The organism is Kitasatospora sp. NPDC003701, from assembly GCF_053587085.1.
On the sequence record NZ_JBSFNM010000035.1, the window covers coordinates 86,353 to 94,455 of the forward strand.

The 8,103-nt window shown below is 75.0% G+C and carries 7 protein-coding genes; 3 read left to right on the forward strand and 4 right to left on the reverse strand.

Annotated elements, in window-relative coordinates; genetic code table 11:
- Positions 1-213 precede the first annotated feature (213 nt).
- The 3 genes from ACWDRR_RS28110 to ACWDRR_RS28120 all read right to left on the reverse strand — a co-directional run bounded on the left by ACWDRR_RS28110 (position 214) and on the right by ACWDRR_RS28120 (position 3,463).
- Positions 214-1,233 (reverse strand): zinc metalloprotease, encoded by a 1,020-nt coding sequence (locus ACWDRR_RS28110; protein WP_449775035.1) that lies wholly within the window; start codon positions 1,231-1,233, stop codon positions 214-216.
- Positions 1,234-1,526: 293 nt separating this feature from the next.
- Positions 1,527-2,195, reverse strand: coding sequence for an AAA family ATPase (locus tag ACWDRR_RS28115; RefSeq protein WP_449775036.1), 669 nt, complete (start codon positions 2,193-2,195; stop codon positions 1,527-1,529).
- 341 nt (positions 2,196-2,536) lie between these two features.
- Positions 2,537-3,463, reverse strand: a complete 927-nt coding sequence (locus ACWDRR_RS28120) for an LLM class F420-dependent oxidoreductase (protein WP_449775037.1) — start codon at positions 3,461-3,463, stop codon at positions 2,537-2,539.
- Positions 3,464-3,641: 178 nt separating this feature from the next.
- On the opposite strand from ACWDRR_RS28120, the gene ACWDRR_RS28125 reads away from it, so the two are divergent.
- Positions 3,642-3,995 (forward strand): DUF6401 family natural product biosynthesis protein, encoded by a 354-nt coding sequence (locus ACWDRR_RS28125; RefSeq protein WP_449775038.1) that lies wholly within the window; start codon positions 3,642-3,644, stop codon positions 3,993-3,995.
- Positions 3,996-4,107: 112 nt separating this feature from the next.
- A complete protein-coding gene (locus ACWDRR_RS28130) occupies positions 4,108-4,914 on the forward strand; it encodes an alpha/beta hydrolase (RefSeq protein WP_449775039.1) in 807 nt (268 codons plus the stop codon).
- Positions 4,915-4,937: 23 nt separating this feature from the next.
- On the opposite strand, the gene ACWDRR_RS28135 is transcribed toward ACWDRR_RS28130, so the two are convergent.
- Complete coding sequence (locus tag ACWDRR_RS28135; RefSeq protein ID WP_449775040.1) at positions 4,938-5,813, reverse strand: SDR family NAD(P)-dependent oxidoreductase; 876 nt, start codon at positions 5,811-5,813, stop codon at positions 4,938-4,940.
- A gap of 492 nt (positions 5,814-6,305) precedes the next feature.
- Here ACWDRR_RS28135 and ACWDRR_RS28140 point away from each other — a divergent pair, with 492 nt between their 5' ends.
- The gene (locus ACWDRR_RS28140) at positions 6,306-8,003 is read left to right on the forward strand and encodes a fatty acid CoA ligase family protein (RefSeq protein WP_449775041.1); all 1,698 of its coding nucleotides are present in this window, start codon (positions 6,306-6,308) and stop codon (positions 8,001-8,003) included.
- Positions 8,004-8,103: the final 100 nt, after the last annotated feature.

The window sequence follows — 8,103 nt, forward strand, 5'->3', positions numbered from 1 at the left end:
ACATAGATCAACAGGGACATACGGCCGCCAATTGCCACGCCGGGCGCATCGAACGCTTTCGAACCCTGTGCAAGTCCGGCCCGCTGCCGAAGAAGCCGCGCCGTCGCCGGGTCGCCGGGCTCCCGGCCGGCCGGGGGCGCCGGAACTGGTACTGGCGGGTGCGCGGGCCCCATCACCCACGCACCCGCCAGGGTTGTCGGACGGCCGGGGCCGTCAGGCCCGGTAGGCGGCCCAGGAGTTGGACATCCTGGCGACCTGACCGGGGGTGAACTGCGTCATGCAGGAGTCGTAGGTGTAGTCCATGAAGTTGTGGATCGGGTCGACACCCGTGGCCGTGCAGGTGTCACGGCCCGCCGGGCACTGGTAGGCGGCGCTCTTCTCGGCCGGGGTGTCCGTGACGTAGTCGCCCTGGCCGCTGCAGCCGCCCTGGAAGGTGTGGTAGAGCCCGAGCCAGTGGCCGACCTCGTGGGTCGCGGTGTCGCCCTCGTTGTAGTTCGCCGCCGAGCCGCCGGGGAACGAGCTGTCGAGGATGACCACGCCGTCGTCGCTCGGGTTCGACCGGTAGGAGCTGGGGAACGTCGCCCAGCCGAGCAGCGACTGGCCGAGCTTGGCGGTGTAGAGGTTGAGGGCGTTGGCGCCGCCCTTGCGCAGCGAGGTCTTCATCGACCGCTCCGCCGAGGAGCCCGGGGTGATGCCGTTGTACCAGGTCGAGTTGTCGGTGTAGTCGGTGCCGACCAGCTGGAACTGGAACTGGCTGGCGGTGTTGCCCGCGCCCTGGCCGCCGTAGGCGGCGTTGAGGACGGAGATCTGCCGGCTGATGTCCGTCGCGCTGAGCTTGCCCGTCGATCCGGCGTGGACGACGTGCACGTACACCGGGACGGTCGTGGTGGCGGCCTGCGCGCCGGGGGCGAGCAGCGTGCTGCCCTGGGAGGAGTGGGCCAGTTGGGCGACGCGGGCGGTGAGGTCCGCGTCCATGGCCGCGGCCTGGGCCTCGGAGACGGCGTTCGGCTCCTGGCCGCCCGGGCTGCCGGCGGGCTTGCGGGCCCCGGCGTCCTGGCTCTGCCCGCTCTCGCCGCCGACGCACGGGGCGGCGACCGGAGCGGGCGCCTGCGCGGCGGCGGTGGAGAACGCCGAGGGGGCGGCGAACTGGGTGAGCCCGAGGGCTGCGACAAGGGCTGCGGCGCTGAGGAATCTGCGGGGGACACGCGAGGGCACGCGGGCAGAACGACGCATCTGCGCTCCTGAGGGGGAGTTGTGGGGGGGCGGCGGAGGGGGGCCGCCGAGCCTAGGCTACGCAGGGCCGCGTGTACGCGTCAGGTCTGTTCCGGCCTGAAAGTTCTGACGACATATCGGACATAATCCGGAAGCCCGGTCGAGTGACACCGGTCACAGGTGGAGCATTTCCGGTGCCGCGCAATCGGAGTGCTTCCCCCGAGTTGTCCTGAAGTTGACGCTCCGTCCGCCCGGCGCACCCCGAAGGGCGCCCGAACGGGTCGGGTCGGCGGCCCCGCACCGCCTCGCCGAGACTACGACGCCACGAAGACGATCTCCCGCACGGCGCGCGCACCGGCCCGGTCGAGTACCACCGCCGACGCACAGCCCGCCGGCGGCTCCCCGGTGCCCGCCAGGCTCCCGCGCAGCCGGCGGGCGGACTCCCGGTGCCGGGCGAAGGCGTACGCGGAGACGCGCTGCCCCCGGGCGTGCTGGCCGTCCCGGGCCTCGTCCGCACTGGCGTCCAGCAGGATCAGGTGCACCCGCCGCCCCTGCCGCGCGGCCGCCCGGCCCAGCCAGTGCCGCACCCAGGGCAGCGTGCCGCAGTCGTGCACCGCGAGCGGGCCGCCGGCCAGCACGGCGCGGCGCAGCCGCCGGTAGTGCGTGGCCCGCACCAGCGGGCGGTAGACGAAGTAGGGCAGCCACCCGGGCAGCCGGGTCGCGTACTCCTCCCGCACCTGCTGGGAGTCGATCAGCGGGGCGCGGATGCACCGGCGCATCAGGGTGCTCTTGCCGCTCCCCGGCAGGCCCGAGACGATCAGCAGATCGTCGGCCCGGTAGTGCAGCGCCTGGGTCGGCAGGCCCGCGGAGCCCGCCCCGGCGCGCGCCGGCCCGCCGGGCCCCCGGCGCAGGTCGTGCAGGCCGCGCGGGCGCAGCACCGCCGCGGCCGGGCGGGCCTCGGCGGCGCACGCCGATCTCGGCACGGGCACCTTGGCCCCGGACACCCCGACCTCAACCACCGGCACTCCCCCTGACTCCGCGACCCCGACTCCCCGGCCTCCGCCTCCCGAAGGAGCCTTCCCCCTTCAAGAGAGAGTAAAGACTAGTGGTCAGCGCCGGTACGGCCGAGCCCTTTCACACCGGTCCGACGCCTCCCGCACAACGCCCACGCACCACGCCCGTCGGAAGACGCACGCGGTCCGGCTCATTCGTACCGGCACCTTCGCACGGGCACGCCCGCACCGGCGCGGAGCCGCCGGGCCGCCGCCCCTCCCCCGGTGGCGCGGGTGGGCGGTGCCGGCCCGGCGGGCGGTCGCGGGCCCGGTCAGCCCAGCTGCGGGGCGACCCGCGAGGCGATCAGCTCCAGGTGGTCGAGGTCGTCCAGGTCGAGGATCTGGAGGTAGACGCGCTCGGTGCCGACGGCGGCGTAGCGGCCGATCGCCGCCACCACCTCGTCGGGCGTGCCGGCCAGGCCGTTGGCCTTCAGCTCGTCCACGTCGCGGCCGATCGCGGCGGCCCGGCGGGCCACCTCGGCGTCGTCCCGGCCCACGCAGGCGACCAGGGCGTTGGAGTACACCAGCTCGTCGGCCCGGCGGCCGGCCCGCTCCACGGCGGCCCGGACCCGGCCGAACTGGGCGGCGCTCTCCTCGACCGAGGTGAACGGCAGGTTGAACTCGTCGGCGAAGCGGGCGGCCAGCGCCGGGGTCCGGGTCGGGCCCTTGCCGCCGACCAGCACCGGGATCTTCTGCTGGGCGGGCTTGGGCAGCGCCGGCGACTCGGTCAGCCGGTAGTACTCGCCCGCGAAGTCGAAGGTGTCGCCGAGCTTGGTGCTCCAGAGCCCGGTGATGATGGCCAGCTGCTCCTCCAGCCGCCCGAACTTCTCCTTCGGGAAGGGGATGCCGTAGGCGGCGTGCTCCTCCTCGTACCAGCCGGCGCCGAGGCCGAACTCCACCCGGCCGCCGCTCATCGCGTCGACCTGGGCGACCTGGATGGCGAGCACCCCGGGCAGCCGGAAGGTGGCGGCGGTCATCAGGGTGCCCAGGCGGATGGTGCTGGTGTCGCGGGCGAGGCCGGCCAGCGTGATCCAGGCGTCGGTGGGGCCGGGCAGGCCGTCCACGCCGCCCATCTTGAGGTAGTGGTCGGAGCGGAAGAAGGCGCTGAAGGCGCCGAGCTCCTCGGCGGTCCGCGCCACCCGGAGCAGCGTGTCGTAGCTCGCGCCCTGCTGGGGCTCGGTGAAGATTCGAAGATCCATGCGGTCCATTCTGGTACAGACCACCCCGTGCTTCCGGGCGATCCGCGGTTTCGGCCGGCCGGCGGGGCGGCACCCGGCGCGGCCGGCGGGGTGCCGGCGCCGCCGGCGGTCGGCGGGGTGGCCAAGGTCTCAGCCCGCGCGGCCGCCCCTCCCGGTCCGCTCGCCTACCGTTGGACGGATGTTCGCCACGCCCGACGAGTCCCACCGGGGCTCCCCCGACCAGCCGGCCGGCTGCCCGCTGCCCGGGATCGTCGCCGCCTTCACGCCTCGGCTGGCCGAGTTCGCCTTCGAGCCCGGCTTCGTCGCCGCGGTCGACCAGCACGTCGCCCAGCTGCGCGAGCTGCTCTACGCGCAGGGGCCGGAACTGCTGCCCCGCACCCTGGAGCGCGCGGAGCTGTCGGAGTACGCGCAGGGGTTCCTCGACGCGCTCACCGAGATCGGCTGGCGGGAGCCGGTGGGGTACGACTTCGCGGTGCACCGGCTGACCGCGATCTGCTGGCTGGTGCGTGAGCAGGGCCTCCTCACGCCCTGAGGGCGGGCGGTGCCGCCCGGCCGGAGCGATCCCCCGGGACGGGCCCGCCGCCGGTCGGGCTGCGCGTACAGTGGCGGTCCAACGGACGGACGGCGGGGCGGGACGGTTCAGGGTGAGCGGCGACACGGGGAGCACGGTCCGGACGGGTCGCGAGAGCGGCGCGGCCGGACACCGGGCGCTGGTCTGGCGGGAGCTGCCCGAGCGCCCGGTGGCCGCGGTGCTGGTGCTGCACGGCGGCCAGGAGCACAGCCGCAACCGGCCCGGCCCGCTCAACCTGCCCGGCCTGCGGATGTACGGCTTCGTCCGGGCCCTGCGCCGGGAGACGGCCGGGGCCGGGGTCGCGATCGGCACCGTCCGCTACCGCCACCGGGGCTGGAACGGCGAGCGCGCCGACGCCGCCCGGGACACCCGGGCCGCGCTCGGCGACCTGGCCGAGGAGCTGGGCCACGTCCCGACCCTGCTGGTCGGCCACTCGATGGGCGGGCGGGCGGCACTGCGCGCGGCGGGACACCCGAACGTCACCGGCGTGATCGCGCTGGCGCCGTGGTGCCCGGCGGAGGACCCGTGCGAGCAGCTCGCCGGCCGGGACGTCCTGATGCTGCACGGCGACCGCGACAAGGTCACCGGCCCGGCCGACACCCGTGCCTTCGCCGCCCGCAGCCGCGCGGCCGGGGCCCGGGTCTGCGGGTACTCGGTGATCGGCAGCGGCCACGCCCTGCTCCAGCGCTCGGCCGACTGGCACCGCGCCACCGCCCGGCTCGGCGCCGGTCTGCTCGGCCTGCGGGACCTCCCCGCCGAGGTCGACGCCGCGTTCGGCCTGCCCGCCGACACCGCCGACGCGCTCGGCCTCCCGCTCCCCGCCCAGCCGCGCAACGCGCCGCCGCGCCGGCTCACGCCGGCCCTGCCGACCGACGCCTGACGCCGGCCGGTCCGGGCGAGCGCTCACCGGTCGGCGTCCGCCGGCGCCCCGGGGGCGGGCACCGCGTGCTCCGCCGCGCGGCTGACGCCCTCCCAGCGGGCCCAGGTGTCCATCCGGGTCCGCGCGATGTCGAACGCCAGGTCGTAGACCATGCTCCCCAGGAGCAGGCGCAGCGGCGGCTCGTCGCTGTCGACGAGCTTGAGCAGCGCCTCGGCGGCCAGCTTCGGATCGCTGTCGACCGAGCCCTCCGCGAACCGCTTCACCAGCTCGGCCCGGAGCGGGTCGTAGGCGTCCAGGGTGCCGGTGCTGTGCATCGCGGTGTAGAGGTCGGTCCAGTAGCCGCCGGGCTGGACCATGCTCACCTTCACCCCGAAGCCGGCCGCCTCCAGGGCGAGCGCCTCGCTCAGGCCCTCCAGGGCGAACTTGCTCGCGCTGTAGAGCCCGGTGCTCGGGAAGCCGCCGAGGGCGGCGATGCTGGAGATCTGCACGAGGTGCCCGGAGCCCTGCTCGCGCAGCGTGGGCAGCACCGCCTGACTCACCCAGAGCGCCCCGAAGAAGTTGACGTCCAGCTGGGCCCTGGCCTCGGCCTCGCCGAACTCCTCGACCATGCCCATCGACAGCATCCCGGCGTTGTTGACGACGATGTCGAGCCGGCCGAAGTGGCCGACGGCCGCGGCGACGGCCGCGAAGACGGCATCCCGGTCGGTCACGTCCAGCCCGAGGGGCAGCACCCGCCCGGGGTGCGCGGCCGCCAGCCGCTCCAGCGGCCCGGTGCTGCGCGCGGCCACCGCGACCCGGTCGCCCGCGGCCAGTGCCGCGTCCGCGAAGGCGCGGCCGAGGCCCCGGCTGGCGCCCGTGATGAACCAGACCCGGTCGGTGCTTCCGGCTGAGGTGCGCATGGGCGGTACTCCCCTCGTTGGAGACGAGACGTTCCGTCTCGTTCAATGCCTCCACTATCGCCCGCTTCGGATCCACTCGTCAAGACGGAACGTCTCGTCTCAGCACTCGGTGCCACCCCGGCCGCGGGCCGCGCAGTGGCCGGGCAGCCACCGCCCGCGCGGGGTGGAACGGGTGGAACGGGCCGCCCGGGTGGAACGGGTGGAACGCGCACGACCCTTTTTCGACGGTTCTCGACCACGGTGATCGCCCGGCCGGTAGCGTCACTCCTGTCGTCCGAGTCCCACCGGCACCGGGTGCCGCTGGCCGTGACCCAGGGCACCGGGGGCCGCCCGGCGCGACGTGTCAGGGCGGCGCCACGGGGAGGCGCGCCTTCGTGTGGACCCCGAGGAGTGAGAACACGTGATGACTGCCAGGCACCGCAGCCGAGTCGAGGCCGTACCCCCGGGTGCCGAACCCGCCGGCCCGGCACCCGCCGCCGGACGGGCGGCCCGATGATGGCCGCCTCCCCCCGGCACCCCTTCGAGGCCGAGGCGGGCCTCGCCGACTACCTGGAGCGGCACGCCCGCACCTCCCCCGAGAAGACCGCGATCATCCATCCGGACGGCCGCGAGGCGGACGGCGGGATCCGCTACCGCGAGCTCAGCTACGGCGAACTACAGGGCCGGGTCGAGGAGTTGGCGGCCGGTTTCAGCCGGATCGGGATCACCTCGGGCATGCGGACCATCCTGATGCCCAAGCCCGGACCGGATCTGTACATCCTGGTCTTCGCCCTGCTGCGGATCGGCGCCGTGCCGGTGGTGGTGGACCCGGGCATGGGCATCAAGCGCATGCTCAACTGCTACCGCGCGGTGGGCGCGGAGGCCTTCGTCGGCCCCTCGGTCGCGCACGCCGTCCGGGTGCTCGGCCGCCGCACCTTCTCGACCGTGCGGATCAAGGTGACGCTGGGGCGGCGCTGGTTCTGGGGCGGGCACACCCTGGACGGGCTGCTCGGCGGCTCCGGCTCGGCGCCGGCCGGGCCGGTGACCGGCGACGACCTGATGATGATCGCGTTCACCACCGGCAGCACCGGGGCGGCCAAGGGCGTCGAGAGCGTCCACCGGATGGCCACCGCGACGGCCCGGCAGATGCACGCCGCGCACGGGCGCGACCGCGAGGACGTCTCGCTGGTCACCGTCCCGATCTGGGGGCTGTTCGACCTGATCTACGGCTCCACCATGGTGCTGGCGCCGATCGCTCCGGCCAAGGTGGCGCAGGCGGACCCGGAGCTGCTGACGGCGGCCCTGACCCGGTTCGGGGTGTCCACCGTGTTCGGCTCCCCGGCGCTGTTCCGCGTCCTCGCGGCGCACCTGGAGCGGGAGCGCACCCCGCTGCCCGCCCTGCGCAGCGTGGTGTCCGCCGGCGCGCCCGTCCCGCCGGACCTGGTGGCCTCGCTGCGCCGGGTGCTGGACGAGCGGACCGGGATCCACGTCGCCTACGGCGCCACCGAGGCGATGCCGATCTCCTCGATCGAGTCGGCCGAGATCCTCGGCGAGACGGCGGCCCGCGGCGCGCTGGGCGACGGCACCTGCGTCGGCCGGCCGGTCGACGGGACGGACGTCCGGATCGTGCGGGTCAGCGACGGCCCGCTGCCGGACTGGGAGGCCGGCCTCGCGGTCGCGCCCGGGGAGATCGGCGAGATCGTGGTGTCGGGGGACGTGGTCAGCCCGCGCTACCACGCCACCGCCGACGCCAACGCCCAGTACAAGATCCGCGAGCGGCCCGCGGCGGGCCCCGAGCGGAGCTGGCACCGCACCGGTGACCTCGGCTACCTGGACGACGCCGGGCGCCTCTGGTTCTGCGGGCGCCGGGCCCAGCGGGTCCGCACCGCCGAGGGCGACCTGCACACCGTCCGGTGCGAGGGGGTCTTCAACGCGCACCCGCTGGTCCGGCGCAGCGCACTGGTCGGCATCGGGGCCCCCGGCGCCCAGCGCCCGGTGGTGTGCGTGGAGACCGAGCCCGGAGTCGGCGAGGAGCAGTGGCAGGAGCTGCTGACCGAGCTGCGCCGGCTCGGCGCCGGCCGGCCGCTGACGGCGGGGCTGCAGGAGTTCCTGCGGCACCCGGGCTTCCCGGTCGACATCCGGCACAACGCGAAGATCGGGCGCGAGGAGCTGGCGGGCTGGGCCGAGCAGCAGACGTCCGCCCGCACCTGAGGACGATCCTCGCGGGCCGGTGGCACCATGGCCGACTGGTACGCGCGCGATTCGTGCGGAAAGGTCGGTTTCGCGGAGGGAGTCTGGGCGTCAGACGTTC

Bases quoted from the DNA above. Each gene is read 5' to 3' on its own strand.
- ACWDRR_RS28110 (WP_449775035.1), bottom strand. From the start codon at position 1,233: ATGCGTCGTTCTGCCCGCGTGCCCTCGCGTGTCCCCCGCAGATTCCTC.
- ACWDRR_RS28120 (WP_449775037.1), bottom strand. From the start codon at position 3,463: ATGGATCTTCGAATCTTCACCGAGCCCCAGCAGGGCGCGAGCTACGAC.
- ACWDRR_RS28125 (WP_449775038.1), top strand. From the start codon at position 3,642: ATGTTCGCCACGCCCGACGAGTCCCACCGGGGCTCCCCCGACCAGCCG.
- ACWDRR_RS28135 (WP_449775040.1), bottom strand. From the start codon at position 5,813: ATGCGCACCTCAGCCGGAAGCACCGACCGGGTCTGGTTCATCACGGGC.
- ACWDRR_RS28140 (WP_449775041.1), top strand. From the start codon at position 6,306: ATGATGGCCGCCTCCCCCCGGCACCCCTTCGAGGCCGAGGCGGGCCTC.